This is a genomic window from Syntrophobacter fumaroxidans MPOB (genome assembly GCF_000014965.1).
Lineage (GTDB): Bacteria > Desulfobacterota > Syntrophobacteria > Syntrophobacterales > Syntrophobacteraceae > Syntrophobacter > Syntrophobacter fumaroxidans.
The window spans coordinates 3,765,028-3,786,683 of record NC_008554.1 but is presented as its reverse complement, the minus strand read 5'-3'; the positions used below and the strand labels follow the sequence as shown (position 1 = coordinate 3,786,683).

Annotated in this window: 17 protein-coding genes; 10 read left to right on the top strand and 7 right to left on the bottom strand. The window is 60.8% G+C overall.

Annotated elements, in window-relative coordinates; all coding sequences use genetic code 11:
* Positions 1 to 20: 20 nt before the first annotated feature.
* The 4 genes from SFUM_RS15920 to SFUM_RS15905 all read right to left on the bottom strand — a co-directional run bounded on the left by SFUM_RS15920 (position 21) and on the right by SFUM_RS15905 (position 4,165).
* The gene (locus SFUM_RS15920; RefSeq protein ID WP_011699874.1) at positions 21 to 1,313 is read right to left on the bottom strand and encodes a molybdopterin molybdotransferase MoeA; all 1,293 of its coding nucleotides are present in this window, start codon (positions 1,311 to 1,313) and stop codon (positions 21 to 23) included.
* Positions 1,304 to 1,879 carry a molybdenum cofactor guanylyltransferase gene (locus SFUM_RS15915; RefSeq protein ID WP_011699873.1) on the bottom strand — a complete coding sequence of 192 codons (576 nt, stop codon included), beginning with the start codon at positions 1,877 to 1,879 and terminating at the stop codon, positions 1,304 to 1,306. Before SFUM_RS15915 ends, SFUM_RS15920 begins: the two co-directional genes overlap by 10 nt.
* Complete coding sequence (mobB, locus tag SFUM_RS15910; RefSeq protein WP_011699872.1) at positions 1,880 to 2,536, bottom strand: molybdopterin-guanine dinucleotide biosynthesis protein B; 657 nt, start codon at positions 2,534 to 2,536, stop codon at positions 1,880 to 1,882.
* 186 nt (positions 2,537 to 2,722) lie between these two features.
* Positions 2,723 to 4,165 (bottom strand): aldehyde dehydrogenase family protein, encoded by a 1,443-nt coding sequence (locus SFUM_RS15905; protein ID WP_011699871.1) that lies wholly within the window; start codon positions 4,163 to 4,165, stop codon positions 2,723 to 2,725.
* Positions 4,166 to 4,820: 655 nt separating this feature from the next.
* Here SFUM_RS15905 and lgt point away from each other — a divergent pair.
* The 10 genes from lgt (at position 4,821) to SFUM_RS15850 (ending at position 18,282) form a co-directional block, all read left to right on the top strand.
* Positions 4,821 to 5,654 carry a prolipoprotein diacylglyceryl transferase gene (gene lgt / locus SFUM_RS15900; RefSeq protein ID WP_041442898.1) on the top strand — a complete coding sequence of 278 codons (834 nt, stop codon included), beginning with the start codon at positions 4,821 to 4,823 and terminating at the stop codon, positions 5,652 to 5,654.
* A gap of 30 nt (positions 5,655 to 5,684) precedes the next feature.
* The gene (locus tag SFUM_RS15895) at positions 5,685 to 7,622 is read left to right on the top strand and encodes a GNAT family N-acetyltransferase (RefSeq protein ID WP_011699868.1); all 1,938 of its coding nucleotides are present in this window, start codon (positions 5,685 to 5,687) and stop codon (positions 7,620 to 7,622) included.
* A 125-nt stretch (positions 7,623 to 7,747) separates the two neighbouring features.
* The gene (locus SFUM_RS15890; RefSeq protein WP_011699867.1) at positions 7,748 to 8,860 is read left to right on the top strand and encodes an SPFH domain-containing protein; all 1,113 of its coding nucleotides are present in this window, start codon (positions 7,748 to 7,750) and stop codon (positions 8,858 to 8,860) included.
* The gene (locus SFUM_RS15885) at positions 8,847 to 10,094 is read left to right on the top strand and encodes a hypothetical protein (protein ID WP_150109537.1); all 1,248 of its coding nucleotides are present in this window, start codon (positions 8,847 to 8,849) and stop codon (positions 10,092 to 10,094) included. The genes SFUM_RS15890 and SFUM_RS15885 overlap by 14 nt, the downstream gene beginning before the upstream one ends.
* Before the next feature lie 427 nt (positions 10,095 to 10,521).
* Positions 10,522 to 11,424, top strand: a complete 903-nt coding sequence (locus tag SFUM_RS15880) for a hypothetical protein (protein ID WP_150109536.1) — start codon at positions 10,522 to 10,524, stop codon at positions 11,422 to 11,424.
* Positions 11,425 to 11,681: 257 nt separating this feature from the next.
* Positions 11,682 to 12,419, top strand: coding sequence for a cell division ATP-binding protein FtsE (locus tag SFUM_RS21970; RefSeq protein ID WP_049766391.1), 738 nt, complete (start codon positions 11,682 to 11,684; stop codon positions 12,417 to 12,419).
* A gap of 53 nt (positions 12,420 to 12,472) precedes the next feature.
* Positions 12,473 to 13,402, top strand: coding sequence for a cell division protein FtsX (locus SFUM_RS15870; protein WP_011699863.1), 930 nt, complete (start codon positions 12,473 to 12,475; stop codon positions 13,400 to 13,402).
* Positions 13,403 to 14,303: 901 nt separating this feature from the next.
* On the top strand, positions 14,304 to 15,620 hold the full coding sequence (locus tag SFUM_RS15865; RefSeq protein ID WP_011699862.1) for a S41 family peptidase: 1,317 nt from the start codon (positions 14,304 to 14,306) through the stop codon (positions 15,618 to 15,620).
* A gap of 165 nt (positions 15,621 to 15,785) precedes the next feature.
* Complete coding sequence (locus SFUM_RS21965) at positions 15,786 to 16,937, top strand: divergent polysaccharide deacetylase family protein (protein ID WP_049766390.1); 1,152 nt, start codon at positions 15,786 to 15,788, stop codon at positions 16,935 to 16,937.
* 241 nt (positions 16,938 to 17,178) lie between these two features.
* Positions 17,179 to 18,282: an OS_HP2 family (seleno)protein gene (locus SFUM_RS15850; protein WP_268815319.1), complete on the top strand. Its 1,104-nt coding sequence runs from the start codon at positions 17,179 to 17,181 to the stop codon at positions 18,280 to 18,282.
* A 131-nt stretch (positions 18,283 to 18,413) separates the two neighbouring features.
* Here SFUM_RS15850 and SFUM_RS15845 read toward each other — a convergent pair whose 3' ends face one another.
* From SFUM_RS15845 to hemB, 3 genes are all read right to left on the bottom strand, one after another.
* Positions 18,414 to 18,947: a rhodanese-like domain-containing protein gene (locus SFUM_RS15845; RefSeq protein WP_011699858.1), complete on the bottom strand. Its 534-nt coding sequence runs from the start codon at positions 18,945 to 18,947 to the stop codon at positions 18,414 to 18,416.
* The gene (ahbD, locus tag SFUM_RS15840; RefSeq protein ID WP_011699857.1) at positions 18,944 to 20,077 is read right to left on the bottom strand and encodes a heme b synthase; all 1,134 of its coding nucleotides are present in this window, start codon (positions 20,075 to 20,077) and stop codon (positions 18,944 to 18,946) included. The genes SFUM_RS15845 and ahbD overlap by 4 nt, the downstream gene beginning before the upstream one ends.
* Before the next feature lie 316 nt (positions 20,078 to 20,393).
* Positions 20,394 to 21,368, bottom strand: coding sequence for a porphobilinogen synthase (gene hemB / locus SFUM_RS15835; protein ID WP_011699856.1), 975 nt, complete (start codon positions 21,366 to 21,368; stop codon positions 20,394 to 20,396).
* Positions 21,369 to 21,656 lie beyond the last annotated feature (288 nt).

Genomic DNA, 21,656 nt, shown 5'->3' with positions numbered 1-21,656 from the left:
TGTGCCGGATCTGCGCTGTTTCAGTCAAGGATCGGACCTGAGCCTGTTCCGCCAGACGCATCGCCCACCCGGAAATCCGTTTGACACAGGATGGGCCTGGCAAGCAGGGGGAAGTCATGCAAACGCACCTGGATTTCATTCCCCGCTGCCACTTCTACCACATGGGGCGCCAAAAGAGTATAAGCAAAACTGTTCCTCAGCCTTGAGAACAGGGAACCCTCCCCGCCTGCGACGGGGGTAAACGTGGGGGGCGTGGACGACATCCCCAGGAATCCGCGCACCGCAAGATACAGTCCCTTTTTCTTCTTGACGGCGGAGGTCAGGACAGCCCGGATTTGCGGCCTCTGCGTGCGGTCGATTCCGACCGTTTTCCACAGGACCGGCGCCACGAGTTCTTCGAAAACCAATTGAGCCGCCCATGGATTGCCCGGCAGACCCCACAGGAGCTGTCCGCCCCTCGAACCCAGGGCGCTCCTCTTCCCGGGGGAGATGTTCAGATCGGAGAAGTGGAGTTCCACCCCCAGGTTGTTCCAGGCATCGAGCACATAGTCCCGGTCTCCTCTGCCCATGCCCCCGGTGCTGATGACCAGGTCCGCGGCGACGTGCCGGAGCCGTTCCTCGATCGATGCCGGATTGTCTTTCGCCACCCCAAGCTGCACGGCCTCTGCGCCGTGCACGACAACGAGCGCCGCCAGCAGCTGCCGATTGTTGCAGTACGTCCAGGGACCGTCCAGACTCTCCCCGAGTTCCCTGACCTCATCGCCGGTCGCCAGCAACGCGACCCTGGGTTTGCGGTACACGGGGACGGTCACATGCCCCAGGGCGGCGATGAGTGCCAGCCGGGTAGGCCCGAGGACCTCGCCCGCTCCCAGCAGCGCTTCGCTTTCCAGGATATCGCCTCCCCCGGGAATGAGACCGTGCCCGGGTGGAAACGGCTCTTCCAGAATGACCAGGTCGTCACGCCGAAAGACCTTCTCCTGGGGGATTACAAGATCCGCTCCGCACGGTACGGGGGCGCCCGTCAGGACCCTGGCGCACCAACCCGGCCCGACCGTCGTTTCCGACGCGTATCCGGCGGGGAAGACCCCGGCAAGGACGCGCAAAGACACCGGAGCGGCGGCAGCCGCTCCGGCCAGGTCTTCGCTTCGAACGGCATAGCCGTCCAGCCGCGACCGGGCCTCGGCCGGGATATCGCGGCCGGCCGCGATGCTTCGGCCGAGCACGCGGCCCAGGGCTTCCTGCAGCCCGACGTCCTCCACCACGGGACGGGGCGTCATGCTCAGCGCCAGTGCTGCGGCTTCTTTCAAATCCATTTGAGCTTTTCCATATCCTCAGGCGTGTTCACATTGAGGAAACTCAGCCCTTCAGGGTCCGCGCGGCGCCACTGCTCCTCCGCAAGCGCGTGAACCCGCACTTTCCCATAGAAGGACACGATTTTCTTTTCCCCCTGTTCGAGGGCCTGGCCCACGGCCGGTGTGCAGCGCCGGTGGTACAGGGCGAACAGAGGCTCGTGTTGGCCGCGGGAAACCGGAACGACGACATCGTATCCGTCCCTGCACTCCAGCATCATTTCCACGAGGGCGGGAACGAGGAAGGGCATGTCCGTCGCCTTGGCGAACACCCATTCATTGGGACTGAACAACAGGGCCGTGAAGATCCCCCCGAGGGGCCCCTGGTGAGGGATGATGTCCCGGACGAGCGTGGCGTCGACATCGTAGTAGGGACTCAAATCGTTGGCGACGATGAAAACCGGCGCGCAAAAGGCACGTATCGATTCGGCAATGCGATCGATGAGCCTTCTGCCCTCAAAGACCTCCAGCGATTTGTTCCGTCCGTAGCGGAGACTCTTCCCGCCGGCCAGCACGGCTCCCGTGATCAATCACTCATCCCCCAGTCGAATTTGCACATCGATACTTTTCTGACCTTTCCATCCTCTGAGCGTGGACAGCATTCCGCGAATGCCTTCCGCAAGGAAATCCTTGACGAAATCCTTCATGGGAAGCTGGCGGCCGTCGAGGAGCACCAATACCCGAGGCCGTTTGCGGGGTTTGAGGAACCTGTCTTCGATCAGGTCGGCAAGTCGGGCGACTTCGGCAAACTTGAAGACGGGCATGTCCGTCGGCACCGGATCGTCGCTGACCGTTGCGAGGAGGTTGTCCTCCTTGCCGCAGATCGGCTTGGATTCGACGGCGGCGCGAAAAACCTCGACCTTGGGATAGTGCAGTTTCTTGTAACCCTCGGTCAGAATGATGTCCGTATCCCAGAAATATCGGCCCGCCAGCTCTTCCAGTTCCATTTCACCGCTCATTTCACGGATCATGCCGATCCGGGAGGGCGACGAGACGGCGATGACCGAAGCCCCGGCTTGCCGGTGCCGCCAGGAATCCTTGCCCTCCCGGTCCATTTCGAATCCGTGAACGTCATGCTTTACGGTTCCCACCCGATACCCTCTCCGCACCATTTCGGGGATCAGCTTTTCCAGGTAGGTTGTCTTGCCGGAATTGGAAGCTCCAACGACACACACGATCGGCTGCATGTTTTCTCCTTGGTGCGGTTGCCGGTCGAACCAGCCCGCCTCAGGCTCCAAGTTGTGTTGAACGTATCGATTTTTCATGCCGCGGGGGGGCGCCCCGAACATGACACACCTGCGTTACGTTGAAGAAGTCGAGTTTCGACGCCCGGGGGTGAGGCGGGCATCCTGAAGAATTTCGTACGGACACGCTCAGTAGGACAGATAGATGGTCTTGAGCTCCGTGTATTCTTCGACGCCGAACCGGGACTTCTCTCTTCCCAGCCCGCTCTCCTTCATGCCTCCGAACGGGGCCTGGGAATATGCCTGGTGGATCCTGTTGACCCAAACGCTCCCGACCTCGAGCTGGTTGGCCCACTTGAGCGCTTCGGCGATATCTCCCGTGAAAAGATAGGCGGCGAGACCGAAAGGAGTCGCATTGGCCGCCTCGATCACTTCCTCGATCCTTTTGAAAGGCCTGATCATCACCACCGGGCCGAAGATTTCCTCGCCGACGACGCTCATCGACGCATCGACTCCGGTGAGAACCGTCGGGGGATAGAAAAAACCCGCTGCGCCGATCTTCACATCGTTTCCGCCGAGAACGACTCGGGCGCCTTCCTTGACGGCGACATCCACCTGTGCGCGGACCCTGGAAAGAACGCCCGCATTGTTGAGCGGTCCCAGGTCAACCTCGGGACTTGCGGGATGTCCCACGCGCAGAGCGGCCGCTTTGGCAACGAACTCGGCCAGAAAGTCCGCGTATATCTCCTCAGCAACATAATAGCGGCTCACGCGATAACAATACTGGCCGGAATTTTTCATGCTCTGCATGAGCAACTGGGGGAGCAGTTCCTCCCAGGGCGCATCCGAGCAAATGATCGCCGGGCAGTTTCCCCCGAGCTCCAGGATCGTCTTTCTCACCCAACGGCCGCTGGCCATCAGGATCTCCTTGCCCACTTCGGTGCTGCCGGTAAAGGTGATGAGGCGCGGGACGGGATTGTCCACCAGCAGGCGACCCGTCGGCCGGCCGGGGCCCGTGACCGCATTCAGCACCCCCTCCGGAATGCCGGCCCGGCAGGCCAGCTGAGCAAGCCGAAGCGTGCTCAGGGGGGTGTGTTCGTCGGGTTTCATCACCACCGTGCAACCCACGGACAGGGCGGGAGCAATCTTGCAGGCGAGCGTGCTCAACGGGTAATTGTAAGGCGTGATGGCCACCACCACCCCTACGGGTTCCCGCACGATCATCACCTGCTCGCGATGATATCCGAGCAAGGGAATCTGCCCGGTCAGGCGCAGGCTTTCCTCCGCGAAATAATCGATCAGGCCGGCCGCGCTCAGGACTTCTTCCTTCGCGGACCGGACGGGTTTCCCCACCTCCGTGCTCACCAGCGAGGTGAACTCGTCGACATGCCCGCGGACGAGTTCCGCCAAGGCATGCATGAGCTCCGCACGGCGCGGCGCAGGCGTGGACTTCCAGACCCCCAGGCTTCGGTCGGCACTCTTGAGCGCGAGCGTCACGAGGCGCTCGTCAGCCGTCGCCGCGTAACCGATACAACTCCCGTCCGCCGGATTCACAAGGGGATAGCGACCATCCGCAGGCTCATTTCGACCCTCTATCCAGCAAGAGGCGCAGTCTGTACCGAGACCTTCCACGTTTCGTCACTCCGAAAAAAGCCGGTTGCCGGCTACAATCGATTCTCGAATTGTGCAGTATGTCACACCGCGGGGAGGCTGTCAAACACCGCTCCCGTACATGGCGACAACAGGAATCCATCCGCCGCGGCCTGTTCTTTCGCTGGAAGCGCAAACCTCCCGCGAGATTCAAAACCGGTTCATCCGGGCGGCGAGCTCCTGCAATTCGCCGGTGATCTCACCGTCCGCGCAGGCAGGGGCAGGGCCTGCCGTCACAGGTTTTCCGCATTTGGGCGGCAAGGTGGACAGGTGCCCGGTATCACTTCCCGAAAGACCTTCAAGACCGCCGGTCCCGTGGTTGCATTTGACCGGACCGGTACCCTGTGCTAGTGTCCGTTCGAATCGGCGGCACATTCCGCCTCGTATCACGGCGACCCGCACCGGCACGGCCGACGTCCGCAGCAACGATTCCCGCGAGCGGGACGCGCGTCCGCTTCCGCCTGGCCGATCCTCGAGCGCGAAGGGACTTTCGGAAGCCTCGCCCCTTGATGGGAAAGCCGCACGGGGTTAAATACCCGGTGGGGCGGAACGGGACGATCGTCCCTGCGCGCCGATGGAGTTCGCCTCCATCAAGGTTTGGCAACGCAACCATCCGACAGGAGAGATTTCTCAGGCAATGATTCCATACCCGAACATCAATCCGGAGATCGTCTCGTTCGGCCCGTTCAACCTGCCGTGGCTCGGGGCCGTGGGCCCTATCAGCATCAGGTGGTACGGGGTGATGTACGTCGTCGGCTTCGTGATGTCCTACGTTTTCATCCAGAAGCAGAAACGATCGAAGGAAGTCGGACTGGTGGGCACGGTGGCCCAGGACCTGATTTTCTACCTGGCCGTCGGCCTGATCATCGGTGCGCGTCTCGGCTACGTCGTTTTCTACGAGTTCAACAACTACGGCTATTACCTCAAGAACCCTCTTGAAATCATGGCCACCTGGCATGGCGGGATGTCCTTTCATGGGGGGCTCATCGGCGCTGTCCTGGCCGCCTGGATTTTCAGCCGTCGCAGACGGGTCCCTTTCGGGGTGGTGGTGGACAGCACCACGGTCACTGTTCCCATCGGGCTGGGGTTCGGCCGCATCGGCAATTTCATCAATGCGGAGCTGCTCGGGCTTCCGTCGAATGTTCCGTGGGCGATGATCTTTCCCACGGGGGGGCCCGTCCCGCGCCACCCCACCCAGCTCTACGAAGCCCTCCTGGAAGGCCTCGTGCTGTTCGTCATCTTGTGGAACCTTCGCCGCAAACCCTTCCGGGACGGAATGATGCTCGTGTTTTTTCTGTTCTTTTACGGTCTCTTCAGGTTTATTCTGGAATTCTTCAAAGAGCCCGACCCGCAGATCGGTTATCTGCTGGGTTATTTCACCATGGGCCATATCCTGTGTTTTTTCATGATCGTTGCGGCCGTCATCCTGGGTTTGTATCTCAATCGAAGCGCGCCGGCGGCGCGAGCCTGATTTCGGCCGACAGCATGCAGGGACGGTTCCATGAGAAACTCCGATACGGAAGCAGGAAATGAAAGCCGGGGAGCCTTCGAGTTCTCTTCGCCGCTTTCCTGGCGCTCTCTTTACAAAGAGCGACTGACTACCGCCGAGCGGGCCATTGAAGCTATAAAGCGGGGGCATCGGGTCTTCATCGGTTCGGGGTGCAGCGAGCCCCAGCACCTGGCCCAGGCCCTGGAAGAAGCCATTCCCTTGCTGGCGGACCTCGAGATCCTGCACATCCTGAGTGTGGGCAAGACGCGCTACACGGAAGCGGGATTCGACAAGTGCCGCCTGAAGTCGTTCTTCGTGGCGTCGGCCAGCCGCGAAGCCGTGGCCCAGGGCAGAGCCGACTACACTCCGATCAATCTCGGGGACGTTCCGGCGCTGTTCCGCAGCGGCGCGATGCCCATCGACGTGGCGCTCATCCAGGTTTCCCCTCCCGACGAACACGGGTTTTGCAGCTACGGTATCGCGGTGGACATCGTGAAGGCGGCGGTGGAGAGCGCCAGGCTCGTGATCGCCCAGGTCAATCCTCAAATGCCGATGACGCTCGGGGACAGTTTCATCCACATCCGCGATATCCACGTTCTGGTCGAACACGAGGAACCGCTGCTCGAAGTCGGCCTGCCGCTCATGAACCCGATCGCCCAGGACATCGGCCGGCATGTGGCCACGCTCATCGAAGACGGCTCCACCATTCGCGTCGGGGTGGGCAGCATATCCACCGCGGTCTTGTACGCCCTCGAGAACAAAAAGGATCTCGGGGTTCATGCGGACATGATCACGGACGCTTACATGCACCTGGTCAAGAAGGGGGTCATCACCAATGCCCGCAAGACCCTGCACCCGGGGAAGATCGTCACGAGCTTCTGTCTGGGTTCGAGGGAACTCTACGATTTCGTGGACAACAACCCGATGGTGGCCTTCCATCCGATCGAGTACACGAACAACTACCTGGTCATATCGGAAAACGACCAGATGGTGTCCATCAACCCGGGGCTCGAAGTGGATCTCACGGGCCAGGTCTGTTCGGATTCCATGGGATATGAAATCTACAGCGGCGTCGGCGGAGCGATCGATTTCCTGCGGGGAGCCCGGGGGTCGCGCGGCGGGAAGGCGATCATGGTTCTCCCTTCAACGACGCTTGACGGAAGCACATCGAGAATCGTGCCGGTCCTGACGGAGGGGTCGGGCGTCGTGATGACTCGCGGCGGGGTGCAGTACGTGGTGACCGAGTACGGGTCGGCGTATCTTTTGGGGAGGAGTACCCGCGAGCGGGCCCTGGCCCTGATCGGCATCGCTCATCCCGACTTTCGCGAGGAACTGATGGAAGCCGCCGAGACGTTGAATTACCTGCAGGCCGACGTGTCGCGGGGGCCCAGCACCAGGGCCGTATACCCCCTCGACTGGGAAGTGTCCCATTCGTTCGACATTCAATCGAAAGTCTTTATCAGACCCGTCAAACCCACCGACGAGCGCGCGATAAAGGAGTTTTTCTACTCACTGCCCAAGAGCGAGAGCTACATCCGTTTCTTGTCGGTAATGAAGGTTTTCCCGCACTACGATGTCCGAAGCATGGTGAACATCGATTATCGGAGGGAGATGAGCCTCATCGCCCTGGTGGGAGAAATGTCCTCGCAGCGGGTGGTTGCCATCGCGCGATATGTTCTGGATGAGGCGACCATGACCGCCGAGGTTGATTTCGCCGTGCATCCCGAACACAGCCGTCAGGGACTTGCCACGGTCCTCGTGCACCACATGGCGGAAGGGGCCCGCAAAAATGGCGTAAAGAGACTGGTCGCTTACATTTCCGCCGGAAATGAACGGGTTTTCGGAGTCTTCCAAAAAACCGGCTTCTTGGTCCAGAGCTCGTTCCGGGAAGGTGTTTACGAAATACGGGTCGATCTCCAGGAGCGCGCCCAGGTCTGTCTGCTCCTCTGAGTGTGGTTTTGTTTCATCTCGTCCGGGGAAAGAACCGAATCATAAGTGCGGTCCCGCAAATCACGCGCCGCAACACCATTTGAAAATTCAGGCCAAAATCCTGCAAAAAAGGCGGAGAGCCACGCATGGGAACCAACAACGTTGTATTCCTTGAAGTCTTGGAATGGTTCGATGAGAGCGGCAAGGAGATGGTTCACAGGATTCCGGAAACGGGGTCCGGCGAGATCAAGTACGGAGCGCAGCTCATCGTGCGGGAGAGCCAGGCGGCGGTCTTCTTCTATTCCGGGAAGGCCTACGACGCTTTCGGCCCGGGCCGGCACACGCTTGTCACCGGGAACATCCCGGTCCTTACCAAGGTGCTCAGTTTGCCCTGGGCTCTGACCAGTCCGCTTCGAGCCGAAGTGTACATGGTCAATATGAAAGTCTTCCCGAACCTCAAATGGGGCACCCGGGATCCCGTCGCGTTCAAGGATTCCAAACTCGGGCTGATCCGGCTCAGAGCCTTCGGAGTCTTCAACGTCAGGGTCATCCAGCCGGTTCTTTTCATCAACAGCCTGGTCGGAACCCAGGGCATTTACATGCGGGAGGAAATCGAGGAATACCTCAACCGCGTGATCGTCTCCCGCTTCAATGACCACATGGGGGAAAACCTCGATTCGGTGTTCGACCTTCCGGGCAGGTACGATGAGCTTTCCGACGGGTTGATCGGCAGACTGCGGGAAGATTTCAGTCATTTCGGGCTGGAGCTTTCACAACTCTACATCAATTCCATCACCCCGCCAGCGGATGTGCAGAAGGCCATCGACGACAAGAGTCGCCTGGCCATCTTCGACGACCTCGAAAAGCTCACGCGCATGAAAGCCGCCATGGCGCTCGAGAAGGCTTCCGAGTCCCGCGGCGAAGCCGCGGCCGGGGTGGGCATGGGTGTGGGGATGATGATGCCGGCGCTGTTCGGAGCCGCCATGCAGAAGTCGGAGGCCGAGGCCTCGGTCTACACATGCCACGCGTGCCGGCAGGTCATCCCGAAGGATTCCAGGTTCTGTCCCAGCTGCGGGCAACACCTGGTGATCTTCGCTCAATGCGCCGAGTGCAAAAGCGACTTGCCGCCCAACGCCAGGTTCTGCCCATCCTGCGGGCGCGCCGTGGCGGCGAAGAAACCGTCGAGGAAGTGTCCCGGATGCGGGACGGAAAATCTGGCCGAATCCATTTACTGCAATCAATGTGGTGAGCGAATCTAGCCTTCAGAGCTGGCAGATCGAGCAACAGTGCCCTCAGTGCGGCGCTCCCCTTGTACTGGAGGAGACGGATCGCGTGCTGTCGTGCGAGTTCTGCCGGGTGAAGCTCACCATCTCGTTTCCCGGCCATTGCCGGTGCTACCTTCCCCCCGCGCGGAGTCGTCCCGACCTGCTCTTCATCCCGTACTGGAGATTCAAGGGAATGGTCTTTTCCTCCACGGAGGAAGGGGTCCGCGCGCGGATCGTCGATTCCAACCAACTGGCGGTGAATTCGCTAAACCTTCCTCCGTCCCTAGGTTTGAGGCCGCAGGTGATGCGGCTGAAATTCGCGGCACCGAAACCGGAAGGCCGTTTCATCAAACCCGGCGCGCCCGTCAGGGTATTTTCCATGAAAGTGGATGATACGTTTCAGGGCGCCTCGGAAAGGATTTCCCGGGGGCTCTACGAAGCGTTCATCGGTGAAACGGTGAGCGCGATCTACACGCCGGTGTTCGTCGAGGGCCGCACCGTCCTGGACGCCGTCCTCAACCGCCCGCTCTGCGCGGCCGATGTCGAGGACGCCCCGGAGCTCGACCCGGATTCCTCCTTCGACTGGCCGATCACGTTCTCATCGACCCTGTGTCCGCACTGCGGCTGGGATTTGGAGACCGAGAGAGACGGCCTGGTTCTGCTCTGCAGAAACTGCGGCTCCGCCTGGGAGCACCTCCGGGGCGAACTGAAAAGGATCTCCTTTTTCCTGCCCCTCGATTCGAACCCTTCGGCGATTCATTTGCCTTTCTGGAAGCTTCGTACGCGTTTTGAAGGATTGCAGCTCGATTCCTTCGGGGATCTGGTGCGGCTCGCCAATATGCCCAAAATAGCCCGGGCCGGTGAAGCCGACCGCGATCTGCACTTCCTGATCCCCGCCTTCAAGATTCAACCCCGGGTCTTCCTGCGGCTCGCCAAGCTTCTCACCTCGAATTCGTTGGACGAGGGGCCGAGCGCGGAACCGGGCAGCCTGCTCCTGCACCCGGTGACCCTACCTGCCGCCGAAGCCGTCGAAAGCATCAAGACCATCCTGTTCGCCATGGTCGCCCCGAAAAGAGCGTTCTTCCCTCTGCTTGGCAGAATACGGCCACGGGTGGAAGAATACGGCCTGACCTACCTGCCCTTTGTTCCGAAGGGCCACGAGCTCGTTCAGCCCGATTTGCAGACCAGCATAAACAAGAATGTACTCAATTGGGGAAGATTGATTTAGTATAGCCTCAGTGGTTTCCATCGGAGTCCCTCCTCTACCCCTGGTCGCATGCGGGAGGTGAGCGGGATTGCGCGTAACGGTTCGAGCGGGCTGCCGCTCCGGGAGGCCCATTCACACCGAGGTGCGCTCAAGATGACACAACACCTGCCCCGTGGGAGGTTGACGCGGGCGGGGATAGACTCCGCCCCTTGTACGGACCGATGTGCCCGTCAGACGTACAAGGGGGGGCTTTATGCCCTCCCGCCCAATGCACGCATCTTGAACGCAATTATCCATGGCGCCGGCGTCACCCGCGAAGCATGAAAACAGACTCCCCCGGGAGTTTATTTTTTGGGTAAGTGGTATAACACCGTCTTTGCGGGGCCGGCGTCGCATGACGCGGCATGCGCCTTGCGGCATGGCGCACGGAGGCAGCGGGATCGACACCGTGGATCGATTGGGGAAGCTGGAAGAAGAAATCCAGGCGTTGAAGGCGGCTCTCGGGCAGACGCGTGAGGAATTGGAGGCGTTGCGCGATGAGCTCAGCGCACGCCGACACCCCGTCGAACAAATCCTGCTGCAGAGGGGCCTTCCCTTCCTTGCGGGAGGCGATTTTGCGCAGGTTCTCATCCCGGCGGACCTCCCGGCACCGTTCAAGGCGCGTTTCTTCGCCCTCATGCAACGCTATTCGTTCCGGCTCTTTCTGAGGGATTTGATCCAGTTCCCCGAAGGCAAGCACCCTCGCGCTCTGAGCCGCTATTGCTCCGTCAGAACCGTTCGCTCCTACCTGAAAGTCCTGCGGGAGCTGGGCATCGTGGAACTGTCCGAGGGGGACGGGTATCGCCTGGTCCCCAAAGGAGCACAAAGCTTCGGTCCCACGCTGGAGTGGTACGTGTGCGAGATCTTCCTGCGGGAATTCATGGCGCCGGCCCTCTTTAACGTGCGGCTGCGCAACACCCGCCACGGCGGTGACTACGACGTCGTCGCCCTGCTGTCCGGATACCTGGTCTGCGTCGAAGTCAAATCTTCCCCGCCCAGAGGGGTGGAAATCCAGTCGGTTGCCGCCTTTCTGAACCGGCTCGAAGATCTCAACCCGCACATGGCCGTTTTCCTCGTCGACACCGAGCTGCGAATGAAAGACAAGATCGTTCCGCTCTTCGCCGAAGCTCTCGAGCAGTCGGGGAGGGCACTCTGCGACCGGGACGTGCAAAGGCTCGTGGGAGAAATATTCCATATCCGTCACGGAATCTATTTGATCAACAGCAGAAAAGGAATATACAGCAACCTGCGTACTTGCTTTCGCGATTTCCTGGTTTGGCAGAAGGTCGCGATCGGCGGTTCGCGTTCTTGAGTTTTCCCTTGCTGCCGGAGTTGCAGGGCTTTTGCAGCGGCCGACATCCAGGTCTCGATGCCTCCGATCCACGGAAGTCGTCTGTTGAAGCGGATGCTCTGAAGGCCCGGGCAAGCCCCGCCTTCCCTCAGGAAAAGCGGAACGGCCGGCGCCTCGGGGTTTCGATGCGCGCGCCCCGGCACGTCCGGTCCCGGTAAATGACCTGGCCGGGAAAAAACTCTCGGGAGCTTGGGCACGACTGGAAATGGGCTGCACGAATGACATTGAAAACGCATGACACATCCTCGTCCGAAAAGGGGGACAGCACTGCCCTGGTGCGCTGCTACCACGTGGAGAAGGAGTTCCGGGGGGGACCGAAAGTCTTTACGGACGCTACGGTCCACGTGCCCCGGAGCGCGGTTTTCTTGCTGTCCGGGCCCGCCGGAGTCGGGAAGAGCGTGTTCGTGCGACTGCTGCTCGGTCTGGAACAACCGGACGGGGGACAGGTCTGGATCGAAAACCGGAATCTACGGCGCCTGTCCGCGCAGGATTCCGCCCGTTTGCGGCGCCGTACGGGCATTGTGCTCCAGGAGACCAGGATTCTCATGAGCGAAACCGTTGGAGCCAACGTCGCCCTGCCCTTGGAAATCATCGGGATGGAACCGTCGGTTGCGGCCAGAAGGGTCCGCTCGATCCTCCGCTCCTTCGGACTCGAATACCGGGATTCCGTCGTCTGCCGCAACCTGTCCGCCAGCCGGCGCAAGCTGGTCGCCATTGCCCGTGCAACGGTCCACGATCCGTTCCTTTTGATTGCCGACGAACCCTTTGAAGGCATGGATGAACCGGACGTGCGGAAGGCGGTTGAAGCCATGAAACGGCTGAACATGTCCGGAACCACGTTGGTCCTCACCGGTCGAGTCGACACCTTGGGGGAAGCGTTTCCCGGCTGCCGCCGCGGAGTGATCGTCGACGGAAAGATCGAGGAAGAACGCCCGGCGGATTGGATTCCCGCGTAAAGCAGGACTTGACGCACGAATGCGATCCACCCCGTCAGAGGAATCGGGAGACCATGGGACAAAAAGCCACCCGCGTTTACGGGCATATCGCCGATAGCATCAGGGCCGACGAAGGCCTGTTCGTCACCGGCCTGGCGCTGATCGCCGTGTGCCTATTCCTTGCCGGCGCCCTGCTGTTGGGACTGAGAGCGGCGCACCGGGCCGTCGCGGATTTTCCGGCGGAGCCCGGGGCCACCGTATATTTCCACCCTCGGCTTGCCGACGGGATGCTGCAAAACCTCTCCACCGAACTGCGTCAATGGCCCGGGATCGCCCGGGTGACCGTTTTTCCCGCCGCCGAGCCGCGCAGCAGGGTGCGTGTCGGCCTGGAAAATTGGGCCGATTTCCTGAATGGGCCGGGTGAGGCAGTTTGCGGACCGAGCCTGGAGATCGAGCTCAAATCCGGAGAAATCACCCGGGAAGAAACCGCTGAGCTTATCGCAAAGCTGAAGCAACTCCCGCAGGCGGATCGGGTCCGCTCCCGGGGAGAATGGGTGGAAAAGACGCAACTCCTCGTCAATGCCGTCGATTATACCGTGGCCGGTTTCCTGGCTTTTTTCTCAATTCTGGCGCTTTTCATCATTCTACAGTGGATTCGAGCCGGCATGCTGCGCCGCTCGGATAGACTGGAAATCCTGCACGTGCTGGGAGCGGAACCGTCTTTCGTTGTATTGCCGTATCATGTGGAAGGCACCTGCCTCGGGGCGGCAGGCGCTATCTTCGCGGCGGCGCTGCTGTCCTTGCTCGTCGTCATGTGCCGCGACCTCCTGCCCTCTCCTCTGTCGGGACTTTCGCTGCCGCGGGCCTGGGAAATGCTTCTGTTTGATTCGATGCTGATCGCGTGGGGAGCGTTCCTGGGGTTCCTCGGCAGTTGGCTTGCGTTCAGGCACCACGCGCTCAGAGGAGAATTTGCGATTCCCCGTGCGCTGTTTCGCCGATCTTGATAATACCGGTTACGGAGGTGTCGGTCCGCCAGGAACGGATGAATTCGGGGGATTGGGAGTGAAAGGCCGATCCCGGCCTGTAACTCTTTACAGCCGCAAGGAAATCGGCTATGCAATGGTTACGGCGGTGTCTGAAGGATGGAATGCCGTTATTGAATCCAACATGCCGGGGGAAAGTCCCCCCGCTCAGTGACGCCTTGTCTTTCTCACGAATGGTGCAACCTGGCGGCGGAAGCCCGGAGAACGCGGCTCTCGCTACGCAGGGATTGAGCGATTGGACTGGTTGGGCCGATCCGTGCGGCAGGTCGGAATCTCCGTGTCTTTCCCGCAGCGGCAGGTGTACAGGCCCGTTGAAGACGGCTTCCGGGCGGGACGATTCACACGAGGCGTGCAGCGGAGATTCAAAGGGAGCAGGCGAACCCTGACGGCAAGTCATCCCGGCACCTGCGTATTTCAGGCTTTTTGAGAACATACGGCTCTCGGAGTAGAGCGGTTTCGGTCTGTTATAAATGGAGAGGTTTTCCCGAGTTTTGGCTCCAAAGACCGTGCCACTTCCTTGGAGATGCTGTATAATGGTAAAATTCTTGGTGGTGCCCGAACGGTCGAACCTCCGGGGTGCGTAAAGACTCGGCGGCACCATTCGGTCGGTTCAAGGTACATGGGCAAGAGCGATCGGGAGGCGTGAAGGGTTTTGCCCGGTTCGACCGCTCTTGACCGGAGCGTTGCCTGGACAACGAGTGGTGGAGTCAACACGGGAGAGATGATCGCGACGGCAAGCTGAATCAGCTGCCCGGACGGCCGAAAGCTGAGTTTCGAGCTCCGGCGGCGCGGGGGGTCGGTCGTCCCCGTGCCGTGTTTGGCACAGGATAATTCGTAGAGAGAATGTAGAATGAGGAAACCCATGTCAAAGAAGCGCGCCAAAGTCATCGTATTGCTCGCTGCGTTTGCCTTTCTGCTCATGAGTTATTCCGGTCTGAGAGCGGCCAGGAACAGCCCTGACAATTCCGACATGTATCAGTACTTGAAGCTCTTCAGCGACGTGTTGAACATCGTTCAGGACAACTACGTCGAGAAGGTTGACACAAAGAAATTGATGTACGGGGCCGTCAACGGCATGCTCCGGGAACTCGATCCTCATTCTTCGTTTCTGCGTCCCGAAGACTACAAGGAACTGCAGATAGAAACCAAAGGGAAGTTCGGCGGCCTGGGAATCGAAATCACCATGCGCGACAACGTGTTGACCGTCGTCGCGCCCCTTGAGGACACGCCCGCGGATCGTGCGGGGGTACTGGCCAATGACCAGATTGTCAAGATCGACGACCAGCCGACCCAGGACATGTCCCTCATGGACGCCGTGCAGAAAATGCGGGGTCCCAAGGGAACCAAGGTCAGGCTGACCATTATCCGCAAAGGCGAAAAGAAGCCTCTCGAATTCGAGCTCACCCGGGACATCATTGCAATACAGAGCGTGAAGTACCGGACGCTGGAATCGGGTTACGGCTATGTGAGGATCACGAGTTTCCAAAGCGGGACAGCCAATGATCTGCGCAAGGCTCTGGAACACCTGGAAAATGACAACCACCCGCTTCAGGGCCTCGTGCTCGATCTGCGCAACGACCCGGGAGGACTCCTGGATCAGGCGGTCGAGGTGAGCGACGAATTCATCGATGAAGGCCTTATCGTATACACGGGCGGGCGCCTGGAGAGTCAGAAGATGCGCTTTGAGGCGCACAAGGGAACCAAGGCGCACGGCTACCCGATGGTCGTTCTGGTGAATTCGGGGAGCGCCAGCGCGTCGGAAATTGTGGCCGGGGCGCTTCAGGACCACAAACGTGCCATCATTCTCGGTGAACCCACGTTCGGGAAGGGTTCCGTTCAGACGGTCATCCCTCTCAACGACGGCTCGGCGCTTCGCCTGACCACCTCGCTGTACTACACGCCATCGGGCAGATCCATTCAGGCCAAGGGGATCGAGCCTGACATCGTGGTCAAGCGCGAGACCCCGCAAAAGGGGGAAGAGCCGGTCGGCGACGAGTTGCGCCGCATTCGGGAAAAGGATCTGCCGCGGCACATGGAGAATCAGAAACCCGATTCCGGCGGCGTCAAGCCGGAAAGCATTCCCATGGATTCCAAGCTGATCGATCAGGACAACCAGCTCAGAAGGGCGCTGGATCTTCTGAAAAGTTACAAAATCATGGCCCAGATGCAGTTCAATTAATCCGAACAGGGCTGAAACATCCACATGCCGTCAAGGTCGGGACCGGCTCGAAGAGGAGCCTCTAAAGGGCGTGGTGTATCCTCGCGCAAAGGTGGAGGGCGCTCGCCCCGGAAAACCCTGAGGAGCGCCGGGAAAGCCACCCGGGGAAAGTCATTCTCCGCGGGTATGCCGCGGTCCCGTTTTCTCCCGCTGCTGACCGTCTGGTTTCTGGCCGTTCTGGCTCTTGCGTCCCTGCTCTACTGGAACGGCGGGACCGAAAAACCGCCTCCGAAGCCGGCCGCAAACAAGGCAACCTCCACGGGGCAATCCTCCGTCCCGAAACCTCGAATGGCCGATCCGCCCGCCAAACAGCCGGAAGCCGGCCCCGTCGCCGGCAGTCGAACGCCTTCTCCGAAAGGCGGAGAACCGGGCGGGAAGGAGCCTGGAACGCGAGAGCCCGCCAGGACGACCGCGCCGGCGGGAAAACCGCTCATCGAGCCTCCGCCCCCGTTTCACAGTCGAGACATCCCCATCGACCAACCGAAGGAGCCGGCTCGCAAACCTGATTCGATAACGCTTTCGGCGCTCAGACCGGGTGTTCCCCCCGGCACGGCGCCTCCCCCGCCTTCGCCTGTACCCGCCCCCGTGGCGAAGGTGGCCATCGTCATCGATGATTTCGGTCAGAACCTGGAAGTCGCAAAGAAGTTCCTGAGCATCCCCTTGCCGCTCTCGTTTGCGATCCTGCCAAATCAGCGCCACACCGCCGAAATCGCTGAACTGGCACATGCGCACCACCGCGAAGTGCTGCTCCACCTCCCCATGGAGCCACAGGGATATCCCAAGATGGATCCCGGATCGGGGGCACTTCTCACCTCCATGTCCAGGGGCAGGCTCCGGCGCACTCTTCTCGCCGCCCTCGATTCCACTCCTTATTTTATCGGAGTGAACAATCACATGGGCTCCAAGTTCACCGAGAACACCCCTTCCATGAGAGTCGTCATGTCGGAGCTCCGGCACAGGAAGCTCTTCTTTCTGGACAGCGCCACCACCGGAGACAGCGTCGGTTTCGCGCTGGCCCGGGAGTACGGCATCCCGGCCAGAAAACGCGACATTTTTCTCGACCACACCCTGACGGATGAGGCCGTGCAGTCCCAGGTCGATCAGCTCATCAGGAAGGCGAAGATCGAAGGAACCGCTCTGGCCATCGGCCATCCACACGAGGTGACCTTGAAGGCACTCATCGAAGGGGTGGACCGTTTTAAGGAGGAGAACGTCGCCGTGGTTCCTTCGAGCGAATTGATGATCGTCCCCTCGCGCCGGGTTGGAGGAAGGGATTGAACGCACCGTGGAGGTATCGTGGGGCGAGAGTGCCCGTCCGAGCCGCTTTTGGTCTTGACCTTTGCCGGGGGAAGAGCTATGCAAAACTGCACCATTATAAGAACATACGGGAGACGCCCTGAGCGGATTCCCATTCGCCCGCCGATTTGGAGAACACTTGGATCGGAACAAACTGCTCGGAAGCTCGATCGGGCTGTGTCGACAAGACTCGCGTGAGAATCGAAAGAGAGGAAACTCGAGAATGCTTCGTGGTATGAAAGTTCTTTTTCTGCTGCTCATTTTTTGCTGCTGGGCAGGTTCCGCCCAGGGTGCCGCCTCCGCGCCAAGACCGGCCAAGGGGACCTCCAAGCCGACCGCTCGTGCCGCGCCGGCCATTGAAATCCCCGAAACCACCTTCGATTTCGGGGAAGCCTTCGAGGGAGTGGAAGTGGAGCACGATTTCGTCGTGAAAAACACCGGCAAAGCCGAGCTCCTGATCGACCAGGTGCGCCCTGGTTGAGGCTGCGCGGTGGCCCATTTTGACAGGGTCATCCCTCCCGGCGGCGAGGGCAAGGTACGACTGAGAGTGAGCTTGAAGGGATTCCAGGGCGAGATCAAGAAGAGCGCGGCCATATACAGCAGCGACGAACAGAATCCTCGCCTGGCTGTGAGCGTTCAGGGCGTGGTAAAGACCCTGATCGAGGTCCGCCCGAACACCGCCGTCACCTTCCGGGGAATGGCGGACCAGGTGTCCGAACACGTTTTCGAGCTGGTGAGCCAGGGGCAGCCGTTTCACATCACCAAGGTCGAGACGAACCTGGAAGGCAAGATCGACTATACGCTGGAAAACATCGAGGATGGAAAGTTCTATAAGGTCAAGGTGGCGAACAAGCTCAGGCAGGGCAATTACAACGGGTTCATCAAGTGTCTGACGGACTTGCCACAGAAACCCGAAGTGGTGGTGCGCGTGAGCGGACTGATCGAAGGAGAAGTCACTGTGAAGCCGCAGACCATCCTGATCGGAAAACTGGCCGCACAGCAGCCTGAACGCACCGGGAAGGTGGCGGTGGCGAGCAATCGCGCCAAACCCTTCCATATCACCAAGTTGATCTACGATGAACGGCTGATCACCGTCAGCCAGGCGCCGATGGCTGACAACGAACACGGCTACACGCTTGAGATCGCCGCCAGGCTGGGCAGCGTTCCAACCGGAACGAGGCAGCAGACCTCCCTGGTGATCGAGACCGATGCGGCGCCCCAGGAGAAACAGGAAATCCAGGTCCACGTCTTCAACACCGTGGACGGGACCGCCCGCGTCCAAACCCCAAAGCCCCAGGTTCCACCGCAGCCGTCTGCCGGGCAGTAGCAGGCGGCCGGCGCTGCGTACGGGCCGGCGCCGCTCGGATGAGGATCGAGTTTTCCCCGTGCCATGAAAATCGCGCGATCGAGACCGGTGGCCGTCGACGGAGGCGGGAGCGGGCTGTTTTCAGCGCGGTATCATTCTCTCTCGACGGGCAGGTTCGCCGCCTGCCAGACGGACCAGCCGTTCAAGAGCACCCGCACGTGGGGGTAGCCTTTGCCCACGAGGGCCACGGCCAAATCTTTGCTCAGGGTGCACGCTTCCCCATCGCAGTAGGTGATCAGAAGGGTATCCGGAGGAATGTCCGCCATGATTTGCGGAAAACGGTTCTCGAAATCCTCCCATGGCAGATTTCTGGCGCCTTCGACATGACCCATCCGGTAGAATTTGGCCTCGCGGGCGTCGATGAACACCGCACCCCGGGTCATGTACAACGCCGTCGCTTCCTCCAGGTCAACGACGGGGTTCTCTTGAGTCGGGATGGAGGCGACCTGCTTCTCCATCGACCATTCCGCCACGAGCGGCAAGCCGGCCAGTCGAAAGTGATTGACCGTCAGGCCGAGCAGCACTCCGAACACAACCACCAGGGCACCTTGCCAAACGCCGGTCAGCAGCTTCCGGCCGGGTGCAGCCCCGTCGTACCCTTGAGCCGCCGCAAATGCCTCTATCATGGCTGTTCCTCCGAAGCCGCATCAGACCGAGGTTGATAAAGACACAGGGGTTCCTCCGCGAGGTAGTCCCCCGTGCTTTCATAGGCTCTCGCCCGGCAGCCGCCGCACACCCGGACGTATTCACACCGCCCGCACTTGCCGCGGTATTGTTTGAAATCCCTCAGGTCCCGGAACACGGGCGAATTCTCCCAGATTTCGCGGAACGACCGCTCGCGGATGTTGCCGCAGTCGACTTCCAGGTACCCGCAGGGCTGCACCTGGCCGATGTGGGAAATGAACGAGAACCCGGTTCCTCCGAGGCATCCGCGCGTCATCGCGTCCAGGCCGAACGTCCGGAAGGTCACCTCCCTGCCGTCGGCCTTCGCCCGCTGCCTCAGGATCCGGTAGTAGTGGGGAGCGCAGGTCGCCTTCAACTGCAACGGCACCTTGTCCCTCCGTTCGTAAAACCAGTGCAGGGTTTTCTCGTACTGTTCGGCGCTGATCCCCTGTTCGGCCAAATCCTTGCCGCGTCCCATCGGAACGAGCAAGAAAATGTGGTGAGCCGCCGCACCCAGGGAAACCGTCAGGTCGTGGATGGCCGGAAATTCATCCAGATTCTGCTGCGTGATGGTGGTATTCACCTGGAAAGGGAGCCCCGCTTCCCTGGCGTAGGCAATCCCCCGCATCGCTCCGTCGAATGCTCCGTGGACTCTGCGAAAAGCGTCGTGAGAACTCGCGTCGGCACCGTCCAGGCTTACGCTTATTCTCTGGATACCCGTCTCGATCATGCGTTTTGCCGTTTCCGGCGTGAGCAGGGTTCCGTTTACGGCCATAGTCATTCGAAAACCCTTGGCGTTACCGTAAGCGGCGATCTCAAAGATATCGGGCCGGAGCAGAGGTTCGCCTCCCGTGAGGATGATGATGGGACTGGCGACGGTCCCGATATCGTCCAGCAGTCGGAAGCATTCGTCGGTCTTGAGCTCATTCTCGTAAGGACGGTCGAGCGCTGCGGCCCGGCAGTGGACGCAGGCCAGATTGCAGGTGCGGGTGACTTCCCAGGCGACCAGTCGCAGATTGCCTTGCCGCGGCGGCCCGTTCGCCGCCCCTCGACCTGCATGGGAACCGGGATGGGATGCTTGATGATGGTTCATCGAGTGCTTCTTCCTGAAATCAAAGCGCCCCGGCGGCCTGCCGGTGGGTTCAACACCGGTTTGCGAACACCGGGGCGGGACTGATCCGTCCTTCCCGCAAACCGCCTCCGGCCTCAAGTCCGCAACGAAGCTTGCATGTCGTTATCGTCATTCCCGGGCGGGCGAAAACCCGGGCGCTTTCAGAGCCGTCGGCATCCCGGAACCCGCCCGCCCCCCCCGAGACGGGCTGTGCCGTGAAGACGCGGGGAACACATCGTTTAACGCACGACCGCGCATCGATCTCAGCCGGCGCGGACCGCTTTCTTGCGGAAAGCGCTTATGCCCTGAGGACTTTCGCGGCGTCCTTGGCAAAATAGGTCAGGATCAGGTCGGCGCCCGCCCGCCTGATCGCAATGAGGGTTTCCATCATGACCCGCTGTTCGTCCAGCCAGCCGTTGGCCGCCGCCGCCTTGATCATGGCGTATTCGCCGCTCACGTTGTAGGCCGCCACCGGCCGGTCGAACTCGTCCTTGACCCGGCGAATGATGTCCAGGTAGGGCAAAGCGGGCTTGACCATGACCATGTCCGCGCCTTCCTCGATATCCAGGGCGACTTCCCTCATGGCTTCCTCGGAGTTGGCCATATCCATCTGGTAGGCGCGGCGGTCTCCGAACTGAGGCGCCGAGTCCGCCGCGTCCCGGAACGGACCGTAGAATCCCGAACAGTACTTTGCGGAGTATGCCAGGATGCCCACCTGGTCGAGCCCGCTCTCATCGAGCGCCTCCCTGATGGCTCCCACTCTCCCGTCCATCATGTCGGAAGGCGCCACCAGGTCCGCCCCCGACTGCGCGTGGGACAACGCCGTCTTCGCCAGCACCTCGAGCGTGGCGTCGTTATCCACCTCCTTGCCCTTGAGAAGACCGCAGTGTCCGTGGCTGGTGTATTCACACAAACACACGTCGGTGATCACCACCAGGTCGGGATACCGGTCCTTGATGGCCCGGGTCGCCTGTTGAACCGCACCGCTTTCCGCATGAGCCTCACTCCCCCACTCGTCCTTGGCGGAAGGCAGGCCGAACAGCAACACGGCAGGGATGTTCAGGCCCGCGGCGCTTTTCACTTCCTTGAGCAGCGTGTCCACGGAGAACTGGTGGACCCCGGGCATGGACGGAACCGGGTTCTTCACCCCTTTCCCGGGCATCACGAACAGAGGATACACCAGTTGGTCCACCCTGAGGGACGTCTCCCTGACCATCCGTCGCAGGTTTTCAGTGCGCCGAAAGCGCCTGGGCCGATACACCGGAAAGTACATTGTCTTCCCCTTCTCGAGGTTCAAAGTGGAGGTCCACGTTCAGCAAAATCATCCGCGGAGCCGTCGCAGCCAATCCCATGTTCGCAATCGCGGGCGTGCGATCACCCATTTGCAAACGGGAAGCCGGCGGCTTCCCACACGAAGTCGGTCCGGCATCCTTCGCCCTCCCGAAGGGACGGGTCGGGATGGCTTCCCGCTCGCGTGCCCCATGACCCGGTTGTCTCTTTGGACACGCCGGAGAATGCCTCCGGGGCGCCCCGCCCAAGGTTATCGCCGCGAGCCGTAATC

Bases quoted from the DNA above. Each gene is read 5' to 3' on its own strand.
- SFUM_RS15920 (WP_011699874.1), bottom strand. From the start codon at position 1,313: ATGGATTTGAAAGAAGCCGCAGCACTGGCGCTGAGCATGACGCCCCGT.
- mobB (WP_011699872.1), bottom strand. From the start codon at position 2,536: ATGCAGCCGATCGTGTGTGTCGTTGGAGCTTCCAATTCCGGCAAGACA.
- lgt (WP_041442898.1), top strand. From the start codon at position 4,821: ATGATTCCATACCCGAACATCAATCCGGAGATCGTCTCGTTCGGCCCG.
- SFUM_RS15895 (WP_011699868.1), top strand. From the start codon at position 5,685: ATGAGAAACTCCGATACGGAAGCAGGAAATGAAAGCCGGGGAGCCTTC.
- SFUM_RS15890 (WP_011699867.1), top strand. From the start codon at position 7,748: ATGGGAACCAACAACGTTGTATTCCTTGAAGTCTTGGAATGGTTCGAT.
- SFUM_RS21970 (WP_049766391.1), top strand. From the start codon at position 11,682: ATGACATTGAAAACGCATGACACATCCTCGTCCGAAAAGGGGGACAGC.
- SFUM_RS15870 (WP_011699863.1), top strand. From the start codon at position 12,473: ATGGGACAAAAAGCCACCCGCGTTTACGGGCATATCGCCGATAGCATC.
- SFUM_RS15865 (WP_011699862.1), top strand. From the start codon at position 14,304: ATGTCAAAGAAGCGCGCCAAAGTCATCGTATTGCTCGCTGCGTTTGCC.
- SFUM_RS21965 (WP_049766390.1), top strand. From the start codon at position 15,786: ATGCCGCGGTCCCGTTTTCTCCCGCTGCTGACCGTCTGGTTTCTGGCC.
- SFUM_RS15845 (WP_011699858.1), bottom strand. From the start codon at position 18,947: ATGATAGAGGCATTTGCGGCGGCTCAAGGGTACGACGGGGCTGCACCC.
- ahbD (WP_011699857.1), bottom strand. From the start codon at position 20,077: ATGAACCATCATCAAGCATCCCATCCCGGTTCCCATGCAGGTCGAGGG.
- hemB (WP_011699856.1), bottom strand. From the start codon at position 21,368: ATGTACTTTCCGGTGTATCGGCCCAGGCGCTTTCGGCGCACTGAAAAC.